This is a genomic window from Cloacibacterium sp. Arc13, from assembly GCF_041431305.1.
GTDB lineage: Bacteria > Bacteroidota > Bacteroidia > Flavobacteriales > Weeksellaceae > Cloacibacterium > Cloacibacterium caeni_B.
This window is the reverse complement of record NZ_JASMRM010000005.1, coordinates 131744-154773: the sequence shown is the minus strand read 5'-3', so window position 1 is coordinate 154773 and position 23030 is coordinate 131744. Positions and strand designations below refer to the sequence as shown.

At 33.6% G+C, this 23030-nt stretch carries 21 protein-coding genes; 14 read left to right on the top strand and 7 right to left on the bottom strand.

Annotated elements, in window-relative coordinates:
* Window positions 1–351 precede the first annotated feature (351 nt).
* The 5 genes from QO190_RS06080 to QO190_RS06060 form a co-directional block, all read right to left on the bottom strand.
* Window positions 352–1848 carry a protein kinase gene (locus tag QO190_RS06080; RefSeq protein ID WP_371462109.1) on the bottom strand — a complete coding sequence of 499 codons (1497 nt, stop codon included), beginning with the start codon at window positions 1846–1848 and terminating at the stop codon, window positions 352–354.
* A gap of 383 nt (window positions 1849–2231) precedes the next feature.
* Complete coding sequence (locus QO190_RS06075; RefSeq protein ID WP_371462108.1) at window positions 2232–2702, bottom strand: hypothetical protein; 471 nt, start codon at window positions 2700–2702, stop codon at window positions 2232–2234.
* 156 nt (window positions 2703–2858) lie between these two features.
* The gene (locus QO190_RS06070; protein ID WP_371462107.1) at window positions 2859–3548 is read right to left on the bottom strand and encodes a hypothetical protein; all 690 of its coding nucleotides are present in this window, start codon (window positions 3546–3548) and stop codon (window positions 2859–2861) included.
* A gap of 324 nt (window positions 3549–3872) precedes the next feature.
* Window positions 3873–4355: a hypothetical protein gene (locus QO190_RS06065; RefSeq protein WP_371462106.1), complete on the bottom strand. Its 483-nt coding sequence runs from the start codon at window positions 4353–4355 to the stop codon at window positions 3873–3875.
* 170 nt (window positions 4356–4525) lie between these two features.
* The gene (locus QO190_RS06060) at window positions 4526–6634 is read right to left on the bottom strand and encodes an AAA family ATPase (RefSeq protein ID WP_371462105.1); all 2109 of its coding nucleotides are present in this window, start codon (window positions 6632–6634) and stop codon (window positions 4526–4528) included.
* Between the two features lie 625 nt (window positions 6635–7259).
* Between QO190_RS06060 and QO190_RS06055 the strand changes: the two genes are divergently transcribed.
* From QO190_RS06055 to QO190_RS06020, 8 genes are all read left to right on the top strand, one after another.
* The gene (locus QO190_RS06055; protein ID WP_069798092.1) at window positions 7260–8474 is read left to right on the top strand and encodes an HD domain-containing protein; all 1215 of its coding nucleotides are present in this window, start codon (window positions 7260–7262) and stop codon (window positions 8472–8474) included.
* A 58-nt stretch (window positions 8475–8532) separates the two neighbouring features.
* Window positions 8533–9567 carry a UDP-3-O-(3-hydroxymyristoyl)glucosamine N-acyltransferase gene (gene lpxD, locus QO190_RS06050; RefSeq protein WP_371462104.1) on the top strand — a complete coding sequence of 345 codons (1035 nt, stop codon included), beginning with the start codon at window positions 8533–8535 and terminating at the stop codon, window positions 9565–9567.
* The gene (locus tag QO190_RS06045) at window positions 9560–10960 is read left to right on the top strand and encodes a bifunctional UDP-3-O-[3-hydroxymyristoyl] N-acetylglucosamine deacetylase/3-hydroxyacyl-ACP dehydratase (RefSeq protein ID WP_371462103.1); all 1401 of its coding nucleotides are present in this window, start codon (window positions 9560–9562) and stop codon (window positions 10958–10960) included. Before lpxD ends, QO190_RS06045 begins: the two co-directional genes overlap by 8 nt.
* Entirely contained in the window at window positions 10957–11745 is a 789-nt protein-coding gene (gene lpxA, locus QO190_RS06040) for an acyl-ACP--UDP-N-acetylglucosamine O-acyltransferase (RefSeq protein WP_104793444.1), read from the top strand. Before QO190_RS06045 ends, lpxA begins: the two co-directional genes overlap by 4 nt.
* A gap of 29 nt (window positions 11746–11774) precedes the next feature.
* Window positions 11775–12338 carry an elongation factor P gene (gene efp, locus QO190_RS06035; protein WP_069798084.1) on the top strand — a complete coding sequence of 188 codons (564 nt, stop codon included), beginning with the start codon at window positions 11775–11777 and terminating at the stop codon, window positions 12336–12338.
* Window positions 12339–12411: 73 nt separating this feature from the next.
* Window positions 12412–13314 (top strand): UDP-3-O-(3-hydroxymyristoyl)glucosamine N-acyltransferase, encoded by a 903-nt coding sequence (locus QO190_RS06030; protein ID WP_213189573.1) that lies wholly within the window; start codon window positions 12412–12414, stop codon window positions 13312–13314.
* A 59-nt stretch (window positions 13315–13373) separates the two neighbouring features.
* Window positions 13374–14246, top strand: a complete 873-nt coding sequence (gene sucD / locus QO190_RS06025; protein ID WP_069798080.1) for a succinate--CoA ligase subunit alpha — start codon at window positions 13374–13376, stop codon at window positions 14244–14246.
* Window positions 14247–14420: 174 nt separating this feature from the next.
* Window positions 14421–15074 carry a DUF2461 domain-containing protein gene (locus tag QO190_RS06020; RefSeq protein WP_371462102.1) on the top strand — a complete coding sequence of 218 codons (654 nt, stop codon included), beginning with the start codon at window positions 14421–14423 and terminating at the stop codon, window positions 15072–15074.
* 35 nt (window positions 15075–15109) lie between these two features.
* Here QO190_RS06020 and QO190_RS06015 read toward each other — a convergent pair whose 3' ends face one another.
* Window positions 15110–15625, bottom strand: a complete 516-nt coding sequence (locus QO190_RS06015; RefSeq protein WP_371462101.1) for a TlpA family protein disulfide reductase — start codon at window positions 15623–15625, stop codon at window positions 15110–15112.
* A 24-nt stretch (window positions 15626–15649) separates the two neighbouring features.
* A complete protein-coding gene (locus tag QO190_RS06010) occupies window positions 15650–17275 on the bottom strand; it encodes an alpha-amylase family glycosyl hydrolase (RefSeq protein ID WP_371462100.1) in 1626 nt (541 codons plus the stop codon).
* Window positions 17276–17485: 210 nt separating this feature from the next.
* On the opposite strand from QO190_RS06010, the gene QO190_RS06005 reads away from it, so the two are divergent.
* From QO190_RS06005 to dapB, 6 genes are all read left to right on the top strand, one after another.
* A complete protein-coding gene (locus QO190_RS06005) occupies window positions 17486–18772 on the top strand; it encodes an adenylosuccinate synthase (RefSeq protein ID WP_371462099.1) in 1287 nt (428 codons plus the stop codon).
* 204 nt (window positions 18773–18976) lie between these two features.
* A complete protein-coding gene (locus QO190_RS06000) occupies window positions 18977–19801 on the top strand; it encodes an energy transducer TonB (RefSeq protein ID WP_371462098.1) in 825 nt (274 codons plus the stop codon).
* A 190-nt stretch (window positions 19802–19991) separates the two neighbouring features.
* The gene (locus QO190_RS05995) at window positions 19992–20765 is read left to right on the top strand and encodes a ParA family protein (RefSeq protein WP_371462097.1); all 774 of its coding nucleotides are present in this window, start codon (window positions 19992–19994) and stop codon (window positions 20763–20765) included.
* A 60-nt stretch (window positions 20766–20825) separates the two neighbouring features.
* A complete protein-coding gene (locus QO190_RS05990) occupies window positions 20826–21713 on the top strand; it encodes a ParB/RepB/Spo0J family partition protein (protein WP_371462096.1) in 888 nt (295 codons plus the stop codon).
* A complete protein-coding gene (locus tag QO190_RS05985) occupies window positions 21713–22297 on the top strand; it encodes a DUF5683 domain-containing protein (protein ID WP_069797647.1) in 585 nt (194 codons plus the stop codon). Before QO190_RS05990 ends, QO190_RS05985 begins: the two co-directional genes overlap by 1 nt.
* Before the next feature lie 11 nt (window positions 22298–22308).
* The gene (gene dapB, locus QO190_RS05980) at window positions 22309–23010 is read left to right on the top strand and encodes a 4-hydroxy-tetrahydrodipicolinate reductase (RefSeq protein WP_371462095.1); all 702 of its coding nucleotides are present in this window, start codon (window positions 22309–22311) and stop codon (window positions 23008–23010) included.
* Window positions 23011–23030: the final 20 nt, after the last annotated feature.

Here is a 23030-nt window from a genome sequence, read left to right as displayed (position 1 = left end):
ATTTTAGAATTATATTTGAACTGTAAACGAATTTTAGTATTAATATAAAAAGTGTAAACTTTTTTTAGGACGTGACAATCTGCGGATGTAATCCGCCGAACCGATGTGGCAAAATCCCCGATTCGGCGTAGCCAAAGGAGCGGAGCGGATTTTGCCACATCGGGCCACGGCTTGGCGAAGTGCGGGCTTGAATTGAGCGAAAGTTCAATTCAGACCGAGACGTAGCCAAAGCTGTGAGCTTTTGGTAAATTTAATAAAAAGACAAAAGCAAACAGCTTTTGGCGGATAAATAGGTGTGAAGTTCAATTTTCCACTTAACCCCGCATTTTGCCAAGCCGATGTTGTGCGAAGTTACTTTCTACTTTTCCATCTGATATCATGGGACATATATCTATTTGTTATTTTTCCATTTTCATCTCTAATAAAGCCTGCTTTATAGCCAATATCTATTAGATGCTGAATATATTCTCTAAACTCTTCGACTGTCATTTCTCCATGTCTCCCATCATATGTAGAAGGTGTCAGATTATATGATGATGTCTTTCTGAAAATCACAAAATTACCTTTAGATAGTCGAACTATATTTCTATAATTTACTGGTGGATTTTCACCATTGTCATATTTTTCATAATAATTATCAATGTAGTCATATGGTTTGTAATTTAAAGAATCAATTTCTATTAGTTGTTCCGAGCCTTTGTATGACGAATAGATATGATTAACATCTTCCAATTCTAAATAAAAATAGTTCCACTCAAAGTCAGCATTATTAAAAGAACAAAATGTAAGACGTTTAGGCTTCACTAAATAAGTCATTCCAAAATCAAGTTCCAAAAAGCCACTTTCATTTGAAAGTTTTGCACCTTCTAAATCCAGACCACCTCCATTGTCAAAAAAAAGATGATTCAGAGATTTTATTCCGCCCAAAATGTTCAATATATTACAAATACTTTGTAAATCATTCCATACTGCTATTTGTGGCATATTAAGTGGAAATAATTTGTATTGAACGGTTTTCCAATCTAAATCATTCCTCTTATAAAAATCATTTTGAATTTCTATCCATTCTGTTAGGGTCTGAATGAATTCGTTTATATTTGGTCTAAGTTTAGGATTATTTTCAGTACATTTAACTAATAATTCCTGCAAAATATTTGTATAAATATCTGAAGAATAATTTTGTAAACCAACCGAACCTGTTGGTGAATATTGACCTTCAAATCCTTTTTCAACTCCTGTCAAAAGAATCCATAATGTTTTTGATAAACTGTAAACATCAGCCGAAATGCCGTCCGAAATTTCAGGATTATTTCTCATTTCTGGCGCTATTGTCCATCTTGGTCCAAGTGAATTTCCTGTAATTGTAAGACCTGGTTCTTTATCAGGATAATCAACAAGCCCGAAATCCCCAATGATAAATTCATCATCAACAAATAAATTTTGAGATTTAATATCTCTGTGAGAAACCCCTCTTGCATGTAATTCGGAAATGATTTTCGCGATATTCAGAATTGCGTCAACTTTTGTTATTGAAGGTTTGTCATTCAAAAATTTATCAAGACGTTGTACATTTGGCATCACATACCACAAAGTATCATCTGAATTATCAGACGAATCTAAGATTTTCATTACTCCGGGAATATCTTGATTTTCTGAAATAATCTTTATTTCATCGAGAAATCTTTTTCGTGCGGTTTCATGATCTTTTTTCAGTAATTTAATAACTTTAGAATCGAGTGTTGTTAAGTTTTCAGCAGACCATACAGAACTATTTCCTCCAAAACCTATTTCTTTTATTAATTTCCAATTGCCAAAAATTTGTTCCTTGGAAAAAGTCTTTTTTGCCATAATGTTGGTATGTAATTTCGCACAACGGTTCGGCGGATTTGCGAAGTCCCGAGAAGGAAGTTTACTTCCGTTCTTGGGATTTTGCAAATTCACAGATGTGCGAAGTTCGCGTAGCGACGAGCAACATCTGCGGATGTAATCCGCCGAACCGATGTGGCAAAAGGAGCGGAGCGGATTTTGCCACATCGAAAAAGCATTGGCGAAGGCGGGCGAAAAGTGAACTGAAAGTTCAATTTTCAACCAAACTGAGCCAATGCTTTTTCGGTGAAGTGAAGTTACAAAATAAAAACGAAACCGAAAAGCAGTGGCGGCGAAGATTATTCAAATTTTGAATTTGAGTATTCAAGCCCGCTTTTGCGAATACACTGTTAGCAGAAGTACTTTTAAAATATTTTGTAATTTCCGTATTTTTGAGAATATTCAGGATTTAAATTCAAGTAATACAAAGAATCTTTTGTTACAATGAATTTTGAATTATTAAATTCTGTGAAAAATTTTGAATTTGGTTTTGGTTCGCAGTTTTTTAATGTTTTTTGCATATCATCAATTGTTTTTCCTTTGGTCAATGAAAAATCATCTAAATATAAACATTCGTTTGGCTGAATAGAATTTAAAACCAAAGTATCATTGTCAAATTTCCATATTCCTTCAGAATAAATTTCACTGATATGTCCCGTTTCATGATACTCAAATGTATGATTTTTAGAAATGCTTAAAGTTGCATTTGAATAAGGATATCTAATTACTTTCCAATCACGGATAAAATCTTCACTTTTCTCAAAATTATCTTTGGTGTTTTGAGAACATGCAAGATAAATTATAGATAGGAAAATTAAAGCTATATTTTTAAGCATTGTTGGTGACGTATTTCTGCTAACGGTTCGGCGCTTGGCGAGGTTGCGAGCTTCGGAACCGATTATTTTCTGTTAAAGATAAAATTTCTTGCGAAATGTATACGTGTATTTACTACAAAATTCGCAATCTTGCCAAACGGCTGTTACCTGCGGGCTTTATTCTCTTTTTGTGTTTAAATATTGTTCAATTTTATCGTGTAAATTTTCTTTAATCCATTTATTCATTTCTACTTTGTCTTTCCCATTCGAAGCGTTCCACGGACTTTCCTCGTTTAAAATAACTTTTTTACTTCTTAGGTCGTAAAGTGAATGATATAAATTTCCTCTTTCCATAACTAAATATTCATTTTTTATGAAAATCCTAATGTTTTCCAAGTTCTTATCAGCTTCATCATAATTCCAAAGTATTTTCTCAATATTTTTTTCTTTTTCAAGTCTTTCTCTGCTTAAACGCTCTTCTTCATTCCAATTTTCTTTGGTCCATTTTATTATATTCCATTCCATATCATCAAATCCAGCCATTGTGAAGTATAGAACATAAATATCGTTTCCATATTCTACTTTTTGTTGATATAAATAGTCTTTGAAAAATGACTGATAAATATTCATTTTAATGTCTGCATACTTTTGGAAGCCTTCATCATTTAAACGATTAGTTGATGAATCTTTATATTTTTCTGCTATAGTCACGCTATCAATTAAAACTTTTTGCTCTAATAATTGTTTTAGTTCTAATTCTCCGATTTGTTCAAAATAATAATTTATTGTTCTGTCTTCAATTTTTTTAGTTTGAGATTGACAACTAAAAGAAATTATAGTTAGAAAAAATAAGATTGATTTTTTCATTTTATCGGGATTTTTTTTAAGCTTGCAGGTAACGGTTCGGCGGATTTGCGAAGTCCCGAGAAGGAAGTTTACTTCCGTTCTTGGGATTTTGCAAATTCATAGTGCAAGTTGCACTACTCAAATATACTAAAACTTTTATAAAAACTATACTCTGCAACTTCAATAACTCCATTGTAAGCGCTCTAAATTTTAATATTTTAAAAACAAACCTCTCTAAAATTGCTTCTAAAGAGGTAAAAATTTTATGTTTTTAAAAACTATTTTCTAAAAAAAAAGGAGTTGTGCAACAGTTACATATGTTAGCAGAAGTGCTTGTTTCTACAATTATTCTTCCGATATTCTTAATTCCCACTCTTTCGTTTTTACAAAATTTAAGAAAATCAATAGGTCATTTATACAATTATTGTCCCAAACACTATTTTTAGGTTCTTTATTGTGATTATCGTTAATTATTGGAATTATTGACAGTAACCATTCAAGTTCGTTCTCTAAAATTACATCTTCTATTGAATCAACATCACACCAGCCTTTACATTCATTCCAATTTCTTATAAACTTTGGCAATTCACCATATTCTTTTTTATTGTCAATAAGTTCTCGTATTAATGAGTCAAAATAACCTTCCCAAAGACTAAAAAAATAAATATTATTTTCTCCTTGAGTTAATTGTATTTCGTGAAATTGATTTTCAGCAAACTCTTCTATGTTTCGCTTAAATTTAGTGTCTTTTGAATTTGTATAAAATCGTATTTCTTTTTCTCCTAAAAAGTCTGAGTAATAGTCCAATTTAAAAAAATCAATTTCCATTAGTTATCCTATCTTTTACTGTTTAGACGGTTCCATAGCATTTCTGCTAACGTTTTGCAGCTACCCGAAGGTGGCGATTTCGGAGCACTTCATTGTCAACCAAGCACAAACTTTGATTGAAGCACAAAGCTTGATTTAACCACAGAACCGCCACTTTTGGGTAGGTGCTGTTAGCCCTCGTTTATTTTATCAAAAATACTCTGTAATTCATTGTCTATTCTTTCCCTATGTGACGCAAGTTCTTTAATTATTGAGTTTTGAAAACTGATCGTGTTAGTAATCCCGAATGCTTTTGCTGAAAGTTCAATAAGTTCTTTTCCTGGGAAAAGGGTTAGCCATCCATCTGTCTCCAGAGCTGTTTTAACCTCGCGTTCGCTATTAGAAATAATCTCTTCAATTGCTGAACTACTTAATTGATCAGTTAACGAAGTATGTATTTCAGAGGATGTTTCGCTAAATTTTCTTTTTATTAACTCATTATTATCGGTCTTGACGACATAGTTTTCTTTTGTTCCTTCAAAATAAGGTTGACCGTTCAATATTTTACCAATGGAAAAATCCTGAGGATTCAGTCTTAGGTTCAACCTAAAACTTATCATGTCTCTAACTACAGCAGATGATAGGTTGATAGCTGTTTTATGAAAAACATCTTCAATCTCTTCCTCGCTCTTTTCAATATTGAAAATGTCAGATAATACCGCCTTTATTGAAGTAAAATCGATTAGATAATTCTCCAATTCATGTTTCTCCAACACGAATATTTTTCCTGAAGAATGGTTTCTGTATTTAGAAATCATTTCCGCAGTTAAATAATCGCGGTCTCTTATAAGATAAAAACTTATCCATGCTATGTTTGATTCCATAATGGAAAGTATAGCATTGTTAATTCTGTTCAAATTGTCACTTCCGTTTGCGGGAATTAATTTGAAGTTTGAATTGTTACTAAATAAAGAGCTGTAAAATTTTCTGTCAGGACTTGAGTTATCGCCCTCCAGAAATACTAAATTTTTTGCAACACCAATATAACCAGAGAATCCAAATAGATTCTTTAATTGCAAAATTGCTTCTTGTTCATTATTTCCAGAGATGAATTTGGCTTTTCTTGTTGAAAGGTCACGTGTAACATATACGACTTTATCCCTACCTGTCTCATCAATTATTTCAGAATTGTGTGTTGCCATCCAAATTTGATTTCCCTTCTTTATACTTTTTATATTTCGTATTAAAAGTCTTGATAACTCAGGATGAAGATGCAATTCTGGCTCATCAATAACAATTATCGCATTTTCTACATTGTGTCTTATGAAAAAAGATAGTATAAAAAACACTTCCTTTTCACCAGATGAAAGGTCATTAAATGTTATTATTTCTCCTGACGGTAATTCGATGAATAAATTTGAAGGGATTGATTCATTTCTATCAGCAAATTTATAATCAGGAAACAAGGTGTTTAATAATTGTTCATATGGTTTGATAGGGTCTGAGGGTTCTTCACCAACAGCTGTGCCTTTATTTTTCTGATTGTGATAATTTCCAAGTTCACGTAGATAATGATAGCGTTGCTGAACAAGAAATTCATACATATCTTGATATTGGATTTCACTTGTATTAAACGCCATTGTCCATAAATGTTCAGTTCTATTTACATTATCAAAACTGAAAATTTGGTCTCTTCTAAAACCCTTTTGAGGATAATTTCTGTCAGCTCTTAAAAAGAAACCTAATGACCTTTTAAGTTTATCCTTAAGTTCTCTAGTTACATAACTATGTATTTGATTATGAAGAGTCGGGTTCTTATTATATTCTCCCTCATTATATTCAAATGCCCTGTAATAAATATTGTTTTTTATAAAGTATTCTAGAATGTCATACTTGTGTTTATGTGGCCTTTTTAGACTTTCTGTTATTGCTTGTTTTTGTGACTCTTTATACTCTGGTGTATTTTCTGTTTCATCAATGGCACGAATTCTTTCCTCTATTTGTTTGTCTATTGATGAAAGTTCCTCTTTTAACGAATTAACAATAATCTCTTTTTCATCTGTATTCAATCCAATACCTATTTCAAATGAGAACCCAGTAAATGTTCTCGAAAGTTGCCAACTAAGACTGTATGAACTTGAAAGACCATATCCAATTAATTCAAGTACAGAGCTTTTTCCACTACCATTTGGACCTGCAAATACAATTAGGTCTGAATTTTTATTGTTAAAATTAAAAGGACCTAATTCTTCGTTTTCAAGATGTCGGAATTTCTTAATTATTATCTTATTGATATACATATTCGATGTCTGTCTTTTAAATGAGGGCTAACGGTTCGGCGGATTTGCGAAGTCCCGAGAAGGAAGTTTGCTTCCGTTCTTGGGATTTTGCACACCACCAAATATACAAAAGTATTCTTGATACTCAAAAGCTTAATTAAAATCTTAACCCATCCCAAAGCAATGTCAAAGGAAAGTCAAAGGAAAGTCAAAGGAAAGGGTAGTTAATGTCTGCTTGCATTTTACTTGCAGGACAAAAGCAAGATACTTGCTTCTTATTATACCCAGAACTTTATTTGGCGTTTTGAAGAAAACAAATAAGGGTTTGAGTTGAATCAAGTGGCAGTCAAACTCGAGTTTTGTTCGCAAAAAGGGTACCTTTTCCGAAGCTGATTCGAACTTGATTCGAACTTGATTCGAACAAATGTCTCAAAAAAGACAAAAAAGGCGAAATAATTACGCTAATTGATGCGTAATAATAGTGTAAACTTTCATGGTGAGAACTCTAAGTTTTATAACCCAAAAAGCTTATTTTATTTTTTTTGTCATAGAAGATGTCGTAAAGCATAAGATGAATTAAAAATCTGTTAAACTAAATTTCCGTAAATTTGAAAAATCATTTATCAATCATCATTTATCTATTCAAATGAGCACCAATAAACTCAAAATTATCAACGACCCAGTTCATGGTTTTATAAAAATTCCTTACGAAATTTTGTATGATGTGTTAGAGCATCGTTATTTTCAGAGATTGCGCAGAATTTCTCAAACAGGATTGTTGAGTTTAGTTTTTCCGGGAGCTACTCATACCAGATTTCATCATGCTTTAGGTGCAATGCATCTCATGTTCACGGCACTTGAAACTTTGAAACTGAAAAATGTAAAAATTTCAGACGAAGAAGAAAAAGCGGCGCTTCTAGCCATTTTATTGCACGATGTAGGTCATGGTCCGTATTCTCACGCTTTAGAAAGTCTTTTGATGGAAGATTGGCATCACGAGAAACTTTCGATTTTATTGATGAAAAAATTGAATGATGAGTTTAATGGTGAATTAGATTTGGCGATAGAAATGTTCCAAGGAAAATACCATCGAAAATTCTTTAACCAATTGATTACTTCACAGTTAGATGTAGATAGATTAGATTATTTGAAGCGAGACAGTTTCTTTACGGGAGTTTCGGAAGGAAGTGTGAACACGCAGAGAATTATTTCGATGATGAATGTAAAAGATGATGAACTTCTGATTGATGAAAAAGGAGTTTATTCTATTGAAAATTTCCTTACGGCAAGAATGTTTATGTATTGGCAGGTTTATTATCATAAAACTTCGGCTTTGGCAGAACATCTTTTGGTGAAAATCTTGAGCAGAGCAAAACAGCTCATTTCCGAAGGAAAACAAGTGGAAGCTTACGGAAATTTGAAATATTTCTTGTACAAAACTGATTTCGAAAAAGCAACAGAAGAAGATGTGAATCGTTTTACACAACTGGATGATACAGATGTACTGAGCGCGATAAAAACTTGGCAAAATGCGGATGATTTTGTGTTGAGTTATTTCTGTAAAGCGGTGGTTCAGAGAAAATTCCCAAAAACAGTTTTTTCTTCTCAAAAATTTGAAGAATCAGAAATTTTAGAAAAAATAGAACGTGCCAATCAGAAATTTGGCATCGAAAATGGAGACCAATTGGTGGAACAAATCAGCAGAACTTTGCTTCCTTATGATAATCAAAAACAACCGATTTTTTTGCTCAAAAGAGACGGAAGAAAGATAAAGTTGGAAGACGCAGAAACCCAAATTCTATCAGCGCATATCAACCAACCAACCACCAAAAACATTCTGTTTTTCCCTAGAGAAATTTAAGTTTTCAAAAAACTAAAAATTGTATGAGTGTAATAAGATTTTCGTATCTTTGCAAGATATGGAATTTACTGCAGCTCAAATTGCAAGTTTTATCAATGGTAAGATCATTGGAGACGAAAGTGCTTCTATAAGCGGCGTTTCGCCAATAGAAAACGCACAAGAAGGACAGCTTTCTTTTGTCTCTCAGGAAAAATTTGCAGATTATATATTTTCTTCAGAAGCATCTGTAATTATTGTTTCTGAAAAATTTGTTAAAGGAGAAAACTATAAACCTACACTTATTGTAGTAGAAGACGCTTATTTGGCTTTTCAGGTTTTAATGAATCTCTATCAACAGATGAGAGAAGAAAAAAAATCAGGAATTGAACAACCTTCTACCATTGCAGACAGCGCTACAATAGGCGAGAATGTCTACGTGGGTGCACATTCTTATATCTCAGATAAATCAAAAATCGGTAACGGAACACAGATTTTTCCTCAAGTTTACATCGGGAAAAATGTGAAAATTGGCGAAAACTCTATTATTTATAGCGGTGCAAGAATTTATGATTACTGTGTGATTGGCGATAATTGCATCATCCATTCTAATACAGTGGTAGGAAGTGATGGTTTCGGTTTTCAACCAACGAAAGATGGCTATCAAAAAATCCCACAATTAGGGAATGTAGTTATAGAAAATAATGTAGAAATTGGTTCTAATTGCAGTATAGACAGAGGAACTATCGGTTCTACTGTTATTGGTGAAGGAACCAAAATAGATAATCTGATTCAGATTGCTCATAACGTGAAAATTGGTAAAAATAACGTTATCGCAGCACAAGCTGGTATTGCTGGTTCTACCGTTATAGGAGATTGGAATATGATTGGCGGACAAACTGGTGTTGCTGGTCATCTCAAAATAGGTAACCAGATTAGAGTACAAGCTCAGAGCGGAATAAATAGAGATGTACAAGACGGCGAAACACTCTTCGGAACACCTGCTTTCAATGCTGGTGATTACAGAAGAAGCTATGTACTTTTCAGAAAATTCCCTGAAATTGTTGAACGAATAAATAATCTAGAAAAAAACTCAAAAGAAAATACTAATGAGTGAAAAACAGAAGACTTTAGGTAAAGAAGTATCACTTTCTGGGATTGGACTTCACACAGGAAGACAAGTAAACCTTACCATGAAACCTGCTAAAGAAAATACAGGTTTTGTATTTGTAAGAACAGACTTAGAAGGTAATCCTCAAGTAGAAGCAGATGTAAATTATGTAACGACTACAGAAAGAGGGACTACGTTAGAAAAATTAGGAGTTAAAATCCATACTTGTGAGCATTTATTGGCTGCTTTAGTAGGAATGGATATTGATAATGCTATCTTAGAAATGAACAGTGCAGAACCACCAATTATGGATGGTTCTTCTAAATTTTTCGTAGAAGCAATAGAAGAAGCTGGAGTGGTAGAACAAGAGCAAAACAGAGAATATTTAGTCATCAAAGAAGTGATGAACTATGTAGATCCTAATACAGGCTCAGAAATTACCATTATTCCTTCTGAAAACTACGAAATTACTACGATGGTAGATTTCGGGACTAAAATTTTAGGAACTCAGAACGCTTCTCTTAAAAATATTACAGATTTTAAAGATGAAATTTCTTCGGCGAGAACTTTCAGTTTCTTGCACGAACTAGAAATGCTTTTAGACAGTGGCCTTATTAAAGGGGGCGATATTTCTAACGCTATTGTTTACGTAGACAAAGAATTAACTCCAGAAACCGCTGAAAAACTTAAAAAAGCTTTCGGTAAAGAAGAAGTTACCATCAGACCAAATGGTATTTTAGATAATCTTACCCTTAATTATCCTAATGAAGCAGCTCGTCATAAATTGCTAGATGTAATCGGCGATTTAGCGTTAACAGGTGTAAAAATTAAAGGAAAAGTAATTGCTACTAAACCTGGACATTTCGTGAATACACAATTTGCGAAAAAACTAAACAGACAGTGGAAATTACAAAAAAAGAAAAACGTGCCAGATTTTGATTTAAAAGCAGAACCTGTTTTTGATATTAACGGGATTATGCGTCTTTTACCACATAGACCACCATTTTTATTGATTGATAAGATTTTAGAATTGTCAGAATCTCATGTGGTAGGTCTTAAAAATGTTTCGATGAATGAACCTTTCTTTGTAGGTCATTTCCCTAAAGAACCAGTGATGCCTGGTGTTTTACAAATCGAAGCGATGGCTCAAGCTGGAGGTATTTTAGTCTTGGCAAATGTTCCAGACCCAGAAAATTATTCCACTTATTTTGTGAAAATAGATAAGGTAAAGTTCAAGAAAAAAGTAATTCCTGGAGATACTCTTATTTTTAAAATAGAACTAATAGAACTTATAAGAAGAGGCATTGTTCATATGCAAGGTTACGGTTACGTAGGAGACAGCGTAGTAGTAGAAGCAGAATTGATGGCTCAAGTTGCTAAAACCAAATTAGACTCATGATTCATCAATTAGCCGCTGTAGACAGACGTGCCAAAATTGGCAAAGATGTTACCATAGAACCTTTTACCACCATTGCTGCAGATGTAGAAATAGGAGAAGGAACTTGGATTGGTCCCAATGTTACCATTATGGATGGTGCAAGAATTGGTAAAAACTGTAGAATTTTTCCCGGAACGGTAATTTCTGCAATTCCACAAGATTTGAAATTTGATGGGGAACAAACATTGACCATTATTGGAGACAATACTACCATCAGAGAATGTGTAACCATCAACAGAGGCACCAAAGCATTAGGCTATACCAAAGTAGGAAATGATTGCCTTATCATGGCTACTTCTCACATCGCTCATGACTGTGTTCTAGGAAACCATGTCATCATTGTAAACGGTTGCGGAATTGCAGGACACGTAGAAATAGGAGATTTCACTGTAATGGGAGGTCTTTCTGCGGTTCATCAGTTTGGTAAAATTGGGAAACACGTGATGATTTCTGGAGGAACACTCGTAAGAAAAGATATTCCACCTTATGTAAAAGTAGCGAGAGAACCTATGTCTTATGCAGGAATTAATTCTGTGGGATTAAGAAGAAGAGGCTTCAGTAATGATAGAATTTTTGAAATTCAAAAAATCTACAAATACCTTTTTCAATCTAAAATGAATGTTTCTCAGGCAACAAGATTCATCGAAAACGAAATGCCACCTACGGAAGAAAGAGACGAGATTTTAGAATTTATTAAAAATTCACCTCGTGGAATTGTAAAAGGATACGGAACAGGAAAAGAATAAAAACATATTTTAAAAAATAATAAATATTAATGGCAACAAGTAATGATATTAAAAAAGGTCTTTGTATAGAATTCAGCAATGACATTTATAAAGTAATCGAATTTTTACACGTAAAACCAGGAAAAGGACCTGCTTTCGTAAGAACTAAACTAAAATCTGTAACCAATGGAAAAGTAATTGATAATACTTTTTCTGCAGGTCATAAAATTGATGAGGTAAAAGTAATTACTCGTAAATTTCAATACTTATATGATGATGAGAATGGTTTCCACTTCATGAATAATGAAGATTTCTCTCAAATGTATTTGAACAAAGAAATGATTGAAAATGCTCAATTCATGAAAGCTGGTGAAGAAGTAACCATCATTATGAAAGAAGCAGATGAAACTCCACTTTCTGCTGAAATTCCACCAACTGTTTATCTAGAAGTAATAGAAGCAGATCCAGGTGTAAAAGGAAATACAGCAACGAATGCACTTAAAAACGCCATCGTAGAAACGGGCGCTAGAGTTTTGGTTCCGCTTTTCATTGAAGCTGGTGACAAAATTAAAGTAAACACCGAAGACGGTTCTTACTTAGAACGTGTAAAATAAATTAGCTGGATGTAGGAAGCTGGATGTTAGATATAATTCTTCCAGCATCCATCATCCAACATCCTACAATAATATGAAATTTCAATCACCTCAGTCTCTTAAGACCATTGCAGAATTAATTAATGCAAAATTTGTAGGAGACGAAAATTTTCAAGTTTTTGGAACTAACGAAATTCACCGTGTAAAAGCTGGTGAAATTGTTTTTGTAAACCATCCTAAATATTACGACAAAGCGCTTTTTTCTGAAGCTACTATTATTTTGATAGACAAAGAAGTAGATTGCCCAGAAGGTAAAGCTCTTCTTATTTCAGACGACCCTTTCAGAGATTTTAATAAAATTAACGAACATTACCAAGGTATTCAAACTTTTGAAACAACTGGTCAAAATGCTGTAATTGGAAAAAATTGTAAAATTCACCCTTCTGTAGTAATCGGAAACGATGTGAAAATAGGAGATAATTGTATGATTTTTCCAAATGTAGTAATTGGAGACAGAACCGAAATTGGTAATAACTGCGTTATTCAGTCAGGAACCGTTTTAGGAGGTGACGCTTTTTATTACAACAAAAATGCTGAAGGTTTCAGAAAAATGCTTTCCGTAGGAAATGTTATTATAGAAAATAATGTAGAAATAGGTAATCTTTGTACAATAGACAGAGGAGTTACAGATTCTACCATTATTGGTGCAGGTAGTATTTTGGATAATCAAATTCAAATAGGACACGATACCGTTATTGGTAAAAAAGTTCTTATCGCTTCTCAAACCGGTATTGCAGGTTGTTGTATTATCGAAGACGAAGTTACCATTTGGGGACAAGTGGGTATGGCTTCTGGTAAAAGAGTAGGAAAAGGAGCGGTACTTTTAGGTAAAACTGGAGTGAACAGAGACTTAGAAGGTGGCAAAACTTATTTCGGTAGCTTAGCCGAAGAATTTAGAGAGTATCTAAAAAAAGAAGTCAAATTAAAAAATTTATAGGTCTTTACTTTGTGTGAAATCATAAAAATAGTATTTTTACAAAAATTAAAAAATAAATCATGTCAGTATTAGTAAATAAAGATTCAAAGGTAATCGTACAAGGATTTACAGGAAACGAAGGAACTTTCCACGCAACTCAAATGATTGAATACGGAACCAACGTAGTAGGTGGTGTAACTCCAGGAAAAGGAGGAACTGAACATCTTGGTAAGCCAGTTTTCAACACTGTTGCAGACGCAGTTGCTAAAGCAGGAGCTAATGTTTCTATTATTTTTGTACCACCTGCATTTGCTGCAGATGCTGTAATGGAAGCTGCAGAAGCTGGAATTAAAGTAATCGTTTGTATTACAGAAGGAATTCCGGTAGCTGATATGGTAAAAGTAAAAGAATATATTAAAGACAAAGGTGCTAGATTAATCGGTCCTAACTGCCCAGGAATTATCACTTCAGACGAAGCTAAAATCGGTATTATGCCAGGTTTCGTTTTCAAAAAAGGTAGAGTAGGTATTGTTTCAAAATCTGGTACTTTAACATACGAAGCTGCAGACCAAGTAGTAAGAGCTGGTTTCGGTGTTTCTACAGCAATCGGTATTGGTGGTGACCCAATCATCGGAACAACTACCAAAGAAGCTTTAGAATTATTCATCAACGACCCAGAAACTGATGCAGTAGTGATGATTGGTGAAATTGGTGGTTCTTTAGAAGCTGAAGCAGCAAGATGGTACAGAGATTCTGGTTCTAAAAAACCAGTAGTAGGTTTCATCGCTGGTCAAACTGCTCCTAAAGGTAGAACGATGGGACACGCTGGTGCAATCGTAGGTGGTGCAGAAGATACAGCTCAAGCAAAAATGCAAATTATGGAGGAATGCGGAATCAACGTAGTAGCTTCTCCAGCTGATATCGGTAAAACTATTGCTAAAGTATTAGGATAAATTTTACTAAATACATTATAAAAAAGCTTCACAATTTTAGTTGTGAAGCTTTTTATTTTAATTAACGGTTAGAAATTATTGATGGCTATTTAAGGGAATTTCTATGTGTTTTTTCATTTTACTCATGCATATAGTTTTCTAAAATTCACTAATTTTGAAAATAAAACATTTAATATGCAATCATCCACCCTTCAATTTCTTAGAAATTTAGAAAAGAATAACAACAGAGAATGGTTTAATGAAAATAAAACGCTTTATCAAGAAGCGCAACAAGATGTGATTTCTTTTGTGGAAAAATTAATTGAAGAAATGGCGGATTTTGATGAAGAAATAGGAAAACTAGAGGCTAAAAAATCTGTTTTTAGAATTTACAGAGACACAAGGTTTTCTAAAGATAAAACACCTTATAAAACCAATTTCGGAGCTGGTTTAGGAATGGGAAAAGGCAATAAAATTTCAGGATATTATTTGCATATAGAACCCGGGAAATCTTTTTTGGCAGGTGGTGTTTATAAGCCAGAACCAACAGTTTTAAAGACGATAAGACAAGAAATTTCTGCTTTTGGTGACGAGTTCAAAGCGATTTTAGAACAAGATGAATTCAGAAATTATTTCCGAGGATTAAGTGTAGAAGATAAACTGAAAAAAGTACCTCAAGGTTTTGAAAAAGACGATAAAATGGTTGAATATTTAAAACTAAAGCATTTTATCGTAACGCATCCCGTCTCTGATGAGCAATTGCTCAGTGAAAATGCAGTTAAAGAATTTGCTAAAATTTTCAAAGCCATGAAACCGCTCAATGATTTTTTACAAACGCCTTTTATATAAAGAAAAAGTCAGAGTTGATGAAGCTCTGACTTTTTTTATTTTGATAATTCGTCTATCGTTTTCTGAATTTCTGGATCATCTGGAGAAATCGCATAATATTTTGCAATTCCAGATTTTTGATTCACAACCAAGTATCTCGGAATCCAGTTGAGGTCTATATAGTTATTAAAATCATTTTTCCAACCTACATGGAACCAATAATTTTCTTTTTGGGTCATGTCATATTTTTGTAATCCTTTTTTCCATGCTTCTTCGTTTCGGTCTAGAGAGAGGAAAATAAATTTCACATTCGGATTTTTATCTTCTAATTCCTTGGCTTTTGGCATAGACTGTATACAATCTCTACACCAACTTGCCCATAAATCGAGTACCACAATTTTTCCTTTATTTTGGTCTAAAATTTTATAAATACTGATGGTTTTACCATTGATGTCTGTTACTTTTTGAGCTAAAGCTTCTTTAGAAAACTTGGTTTTCAAAACTTTTGGCACTTGTTGCGAGACTCCCCATCCAAAGATAAGAAGCGCAAACAATAGGATAAACTTTTTCATATTTTTTTAAAAACAGAATTTTATTTATAATTTTTCATACAAAACTATGCCAAATTCTGAATCTATAGAAACTTTTCCGTTGGTAACTTTTGCAGTTTTTCCGCTATAAGCGTCTCTTAGCCTTGTTCCGTTCTCGAAAATTCCTGCAACAGAAATTTCTTTTACGCCAGGATTTAAGTCCAAACCAACTAAAACTTTATCGTCTTTGTAAGTTCTGGTAAACCAATACGGTGAATTAGAAACCATCTGATGTTTCCCAGCACCTACCGCTGCGTGATTTCTACGGAACTGACCTAGTTTTTGCCAATGTGTTAATACTTTTTGGGTTTCAGGATTGTTTTTCACCTCGTCCCAATTCATATTGCTTCTAAGATTGGCATCACCGGTTGCGCCTTCCACGATTAATTTTCTAGCGGTTTCGTCGCCGTAATAAACTTGCGAAATTCCCGGAGTGAGTAGAAGTTTGGTTCCCGCTTCGTAATTTCTTTTTCTTTCTTTGTCAAAAGGATCACCGTCATCGTGAGAAGAAATATAGTTCATTACAGTATTTCCAGAAAGGTCTGCGTGCAAAATTTTATCATAATTGCCGAAGATTTCTTCATAAGATTTATTGGCATCTCCTTTGAAATCGAAATTAATTAAAGAATTCAATCCGTTTTGGTAATAATTGACTTTTTTGTCTCCAAAATCATACAATCTTTTCTGAGAAATTCCGTAACCATAAAGTTCTCCAATGGTGAAGAATGGTGAGTTGTCTAGAATTTTTTTAGGATTGTTTAATTTATATTCAGCAAAAGCTAAGTCGCACACTTTTTTGAAATCTTTCCAAACGTCTTCATTGGTATGTTTCAGGGTGTCTATTCTGTAACCATCGATTCCATATTTTACGATATAATCAGCAAGCCATTTCATAATGTAATATTTTGGCGCTCTCGGAAATCCAGTTTTCACGAAAAATACATTTAGTTCAGACATTTCTTTTTCGTAACGGCCTTCTTTTCTCCATTTTTGTTCTAACATAGGCGGAAGTCCTACATTTTCATCACTTTCTGTAAGTACATCTGGTAAATTTTTAACCAAAGTACAAGCGGTAGTCATTTCAAAAGAATTGTAAGTACATTGTGGTTCTGTTCTTACCCATTTATTAGGATATTCTGGGTCTGCATAAGTAACGGGACCAGTGTGATTAATCACCGCATCTAATACGATTCTTATTCCGTTTTGGTGTGCTTTTTCTACCAATTCTTTTAAATCTTCTTCCGTTCCAAAATTTGGGTCAAGAGCGGTCCAATCTTTTGTCCAATATCCATGAAAAGCATAAGTAAGACCTGTTCCTTCGTCTGTAGCGCCGTGAATTTGTTCTACAATTGGAGTAAGCCAAATCGCGTTAATTCCTAATTTATTGAAATAACCTTCGTCTATTTTTTGAATAACACCTCTTATGTCGCCACCTTCGAAACCTCTTAAAACGGCTGCTTTTTCGGTTCTATTGAAATTGACGTCATTGTCAGGATTTCCATTGTTGAATCTATCGGTCACTGCGAAATATACATTGGCTCCTTTCCAATCAAATGATGATGGAGTTGAGGTGTTTTGTGATGCGCAACTTGCTAAAAAAGCTAACGCGGAAGCTAAAACTATTTTTTTCATAAAGAATCTTATTATTTGAAATGAAAGCAATTTTAAGGCTAAATTTCTTTAACTCAAAAAAATGGCGGCATAAATTTAAGGAATATTCACGGAAAGCGGTCAATAAAAGGAGTGATATTTTTCAGGTTGTAAATTCGTGAAAACTTAATTTGGCGATACGGTTTTTTACAATTACCTTTGTAAAAATCTAATAAAAAATTCTAAAAATTTATGTCAACTTACGTTGTTGTTGGTCTTCAATTTGGAGATGAAGGTAAAGGAAAAATTACCGATGTTCTTTCAGCTAAATCAGATTATGTAGTTCGTTTTCAAGGGGGTGACAATGCTGGTCACACTGTTTATGTAGGCGAAGATAAGTTTGTACTGCATTTACTTCCTTCTGGAGTTTTACAGTGCAAAGGAAAATGTATTATTGCGAATGGAGTAGTGGTTAATCCTAAATCTTTTTTACGAGAAATAGGACAATTAGAAGCTAAAGGTTATAAAACTGACCACGTTTTCATCAGCAGAAGAGCGCATGTAATTATGCCTTATCATATCATGCTTGATACTTACAGAGAAGAGGAATTGGGCGGAACGCAAATTGGAACCACCAAGAAAGGAATCGGACCTTGTTATGAAGACAAAATTGCAAGAGTGGGAATCAGAATGATTGACCTCTTGAATCCAGAAGTCTTAAAAGAAAAAATTGAGAAAAATCTTAAGATAAAAAACAATCTTTTCGAGAAATATTTTGGAAAACCAGCCATGAGTTTTGACGAAATTTACAATGAATTTTTAGAAATTGGAAAACAACTTCAAGACAGAATTGTAGATACAGAATTAGAATTGAACGAAGCGATTCGTGATAATAAAAATATCCTTTTCGAAGGAGCACAAGCATTAATGCTTGATATAGATTTCGGTACATATCCTTACGTAACTTCTTCATCGCCTTCTACAGGTGGAGTTTGTACAGGAGCAGGAGTTCCGCCAACTTCTTTGCAGAATTTAATTGGGGTATCCAAAGCGTATACTACCAGAGTTGGTCACGGTCCTTTTCCTACAGAATTAGACAATGATTTAGGAGAACACATTAGAAAAGTGGGGCATGAATACGGAGCGACTACAGGAAGACCAAGAAGAACTGGTTGGTTAGACTTAGTAGCACTAAAACACGCTTGCATGATTAATGGTATCAATAATTTGGTGATTACTAAACTAGATGTTCTTACAGGAATTGATACGTTGAAAATCGCTACGCATTATAAAACAGAAGACGGAAAAATTATTGATTATTTCACTTCTTCTACTACGAAATTATACGATTACGAAGCTATTTATACCGATTTACCAGGTTGGACAGAAGATATTACCACGGCTAGAACTTTTGATGAATTGCCAGAAAATGCTAAGAAATACATTGGTTTTATCGAGGAATATCTAGGAATTAATGTATACTTGGTTTCTGTAGGTCCAGAAAGAAGTCAAAACATTATTAGAAAAGAATTATTCTAATCATAATTTATATAAAATATTGAAAATCACGCTTTTGGCGTGATTTTTTACTTTTAAATTGTATTGTTTTCATTGAAAACAAATAAAACATTAAATTTTAAATAATTTTTTGGCAAGGTAATTGAATTACTCTAATTACTTTTTGCAAAAAGATAAAAAATTAATAATCGTGTTTGAAATTTGTTTAATCTAAAAAATCACACAATGAGCAAAAATTTCTTTACTTATGACCCGCATCAAGCGCTGAACGAAGTTGTTTTCGAGAAGAGAAACAAAGAATATGGAGCGTATGCTCTACGAAACGAAGCTAATGTCTTTCTAAAAAAGGCTTTATATATAGGAGTTGGATTATTTGGTCTTTTAGCAATGACGCCATTACTTATTAATACGCTAAAACCTAAAGCCGAAAAAACAACTATTTATGTTCCTATCAATCTAAAAAATGTAGATAGACCAGACGATAGAATAGAAAAGCCAGAACCTAGAGTTATTCCTCCGAAAGCTCCTGTTCAGGTAAAAACGCAGAGTTTAACTCCGCCTACTCCAACCAGAGACGCTGTAAAAGAGGAAACCATTAACCAAAAAGTAGATGATGCCGTAATTTCTACGACTACAACTCCGGGAGTTGCCGTAACCAATCCTAATCAGCATGTAGTTACAGGAACAGAAAACGGAAAAGAAATTGTAAAAGAACCTATTAAACCAAATCCAAACGAAATCATAAAAAATGTAGATGTAGAAGCAGATTTCATCGGTGGAGTTAATGCTTTTAGAACAAAAGTTTTACAAAATTTTGATTCTAGTGTCATCGAAAATGAAACAGGTGAGGTGGTAAAAGCAGTAGTAACTTTCGTGGTAGAAAGAGACGGAACCATTTCTAATATTAAAGTTTCTGGAGCGAATACAGATTTTAATAAAGAAGCAGAAAAAACAATAAAAGGAATTAAAGGAAAATGGAATCCTGCAAAATTTCAAGGCGAAAATGTTCGTTCTTATTTTAGATTCCCTATTTCTATGCAGTTCGAATAATCATCTAGAATATTTAATTTCTACATTGTCTTATCGATAGCAATTCATTTAATTATCCACATTTTCTAAAAATTGTGGATAATTTTTTTGTGCTTTAACCCATTAATTCACAATAGTTTAATATTTTTGACAGTTATTAACATTCAACCGAATGACTATTTATTGTATTTTTGGAAACTAATTCATTTTTATGGGAAAAATTATTGGAGTTGCCAATCAGAAAGGAGGTGTAGGTAAAACCACTACTGCAGTGAATTTAGCAGCTGCGCTTGGCGTTTTAGAGAAAAAAGTTTTATTAATCGATGCAGATCCACAGGCTAATGCTACCTCTGGTTTAGGAATAGAAGAAGTAAATTATTCTACCTATAATCTATTGGAACACAGTGCAGATGTGAAAGATTGTATCCAGAAAACTTCATCTCCAAATTTATACCTTGTACCTTCTCATATTGATTTGGTAGCAGCGGAAATTGAGTTAGTAGACCGTGACAAGAGAGAATATATGCTTAAAAAAGCATTAGAAGAGGTAAAATCTGAGTATGACTACATCATCATCGATTGTGCACCAAGTTTAGGTCTTATTACGGTAAATGCACTTACTGCTGCAGATTCTGTAATCATCCCAATTCAGTGTGAATATTTCGCATTGGAAGGTTTAGGTAAATTATTGAACACCGTGAAAAATGTTCAGAAAATTCATAATTATGATTTAGACATCGAAGGTTTATTACTTACCATGTACGATTCTAGATTAAGACTTTCTAACCAAGTGGTAGAAGAAGTGAATACGCATTTCCCAGAAATGGTTTTCGAAACGATAATTTCTAGAAATGTAAGACTTTCTGAAGCTCCAAGTTTCGGAGAAAGCATCTTGATGTACGATGCCGAAAGCAAAGGTGCAATTCAATACATTCAATTGGCAGAAGAAGTACTTCTGAAAAACGAAAAATTACAAAAAGCATAACATTTTTAGAATTGAGAAGAAATTTTGTTTGTTCTCATGACTAATGACTTATCATACAATATGAAAGACAAAAAAAGAGCAATGGGACGTGGTTTGGGTGCTATTTTAAGTGCCGAAAGCAAAAGTAACATTAATTCTGCAACAGATACAGGAGCCGAAAAATTAGTAGGAAACATGGTAGAAGTAGCATTAGAAGATATTTATCCTAATGCAACTCAGCCTAGAACTTATTTTGATGAAACTGCCCTTAATGAATTGGCTCAATCGATAAAAAATCTTGGAGTAATTCAGCCTATCACTTTAAGAAAAGATGGTGATAAATTTGAAATTATCTCTGGGGAAAGACGTTACAGAGCTTCTAAAATTGCTGGTCTTACTTCTATTCCTGCTTACATAAGATTGGTAAATGACCAAGAATTGCTAGAAATGGCTTTGGTAGAAAATATCCAGCGTGAAGATTTAGATGCCATAGAAGTAGCACTTACTTATCAAAGATTATTAGAAGAAATAGGTCTTACTCAAGAAAATTTAAGTTCTAGAGTAGGGAAAGAAAGAAGTACGATTACGAATTCTATTCGTTTGTTGAGGTTAAGTCCAGAAATTCAAAATGCAATAAGAAGCGGCGAGATTTCTGCAGGTCATGGTAGAGCAATCATCAGTGTAGAAGATTCCGAACTTCAACAAGAACTTTTCAAAAGAATCATCAAAGAAGGATTAAACGTAAGACAAGCAGAAAAAGCAGCTTCAGAACTTAAAAATCCTAAAAAATCTTTCCAAAAAACTGAAAAAGAACTTCCGAATCATCTAAGAAAAGTAGAAAAATCATTAGCTGATGTTTTAGAAGTTGGGGTAGAAATAAAATCTTCAGGCAAAGGAAAAAAAGGGAAAATCATCCTTGATTTCAATAACGAAGATGAACTGAACAAAATCCTTTCACATTTTAATTAATGAGAGCAGTTTACTCCATCATATTATTGTTGTTCTTTGGGTTGTTTTTTTCTCAAGAAATTAAACCTTTTGACACCATCAAAACCGAAAAACAGGTAGTTGAGGAAATAGAAAAAGCCAACGTGAGCACCATTCAAAAATACAATCCTACAAAAGCAGGGTTGTATTCTGCTGTTTTTCCGGGCCTTGGTCAATATTACAACAAGAAATATTGGAAAATTCCTATTGTTTGGGGAGCTGTAGGAACTGGAGTAGGGATTATTGTGTATAATGATAAGCAATATCGCCGTTATAGAACTGCGTTTTTAGCAGAGTTAAATGGTCAGCCTCACGAGTTTGATGATTTACCTTATGTAGACGCTACGGTTCTAGGAAATACACAAGACAGAGCCAAAAGACAAAGAGATTACGCCATCGCCATTACCGGAGTTTTATACATTTTAAATATTGTAGATGCGGTAGTAGATGCACACTTATACGATCAAAAGAAAGACCCAGATTTAGCGATTAAACCTACCATTATTTACGATGATTTAGGCGTAGCAAATGGTAAAGCTGGATTGTCTTTGAGTTTTAGATTTTAAAAATTAAAAAAATGAAAATAGCATTAGTAGGTTACGGAAAAATGGGCAAAATCATTGATGAAATTGCCACAAAAAGAGGACATGAAGTTGTAGCAAGATTAAACGAAACGCCTACCAAAGAAAATCTGAACAATCCAGATGTAGTGATAGAATTTTCGCAGCCAGAAGTAGCTTTTAGCAATATAAAGACCTGTTTAGAAAATAAAATTCCAGTAGTTTGTGGAACTACAGGTTGGCTAGAGCAAAAACCAGCCATCGAAAAAATAGCCTTAGAAAATGGAACAGGATTCTTATATGGTTCTAATTTCAGTTTAGGAGTGAATCTTTTCTTTGCTTTAAATGAAAATTTAGCAAAATTGATGCAGAAATTCAGTGATGATTATACGTGCCAGCTCGAAGAAATTCACCACGTTCATAAAAAAGATGCACCAAGTGGAACTGCAATTTCTATTGCAGAAGGAATCTTCAAACATTCAGACTATAATTCTTGGAAATTAGATGAAACTGAAGGAACATCTCTAGGAATAGAGGCAATTAGAGAAGGAGAAGTTGCAGGAACACACAGTGTTTATTATCGTTCGGAAGTAGACGAAATCGAAATAAAACATACTGCGTTTAATAGAAACGGATTTGCATTAGGTGCAGTAATTGCTGCAGAATTTCTTAAAGACAAAAAAGGAATTTTCAGCATGAAAGAAGTTCTCGGACTCTAAAAAATTCCGAATTCACTATT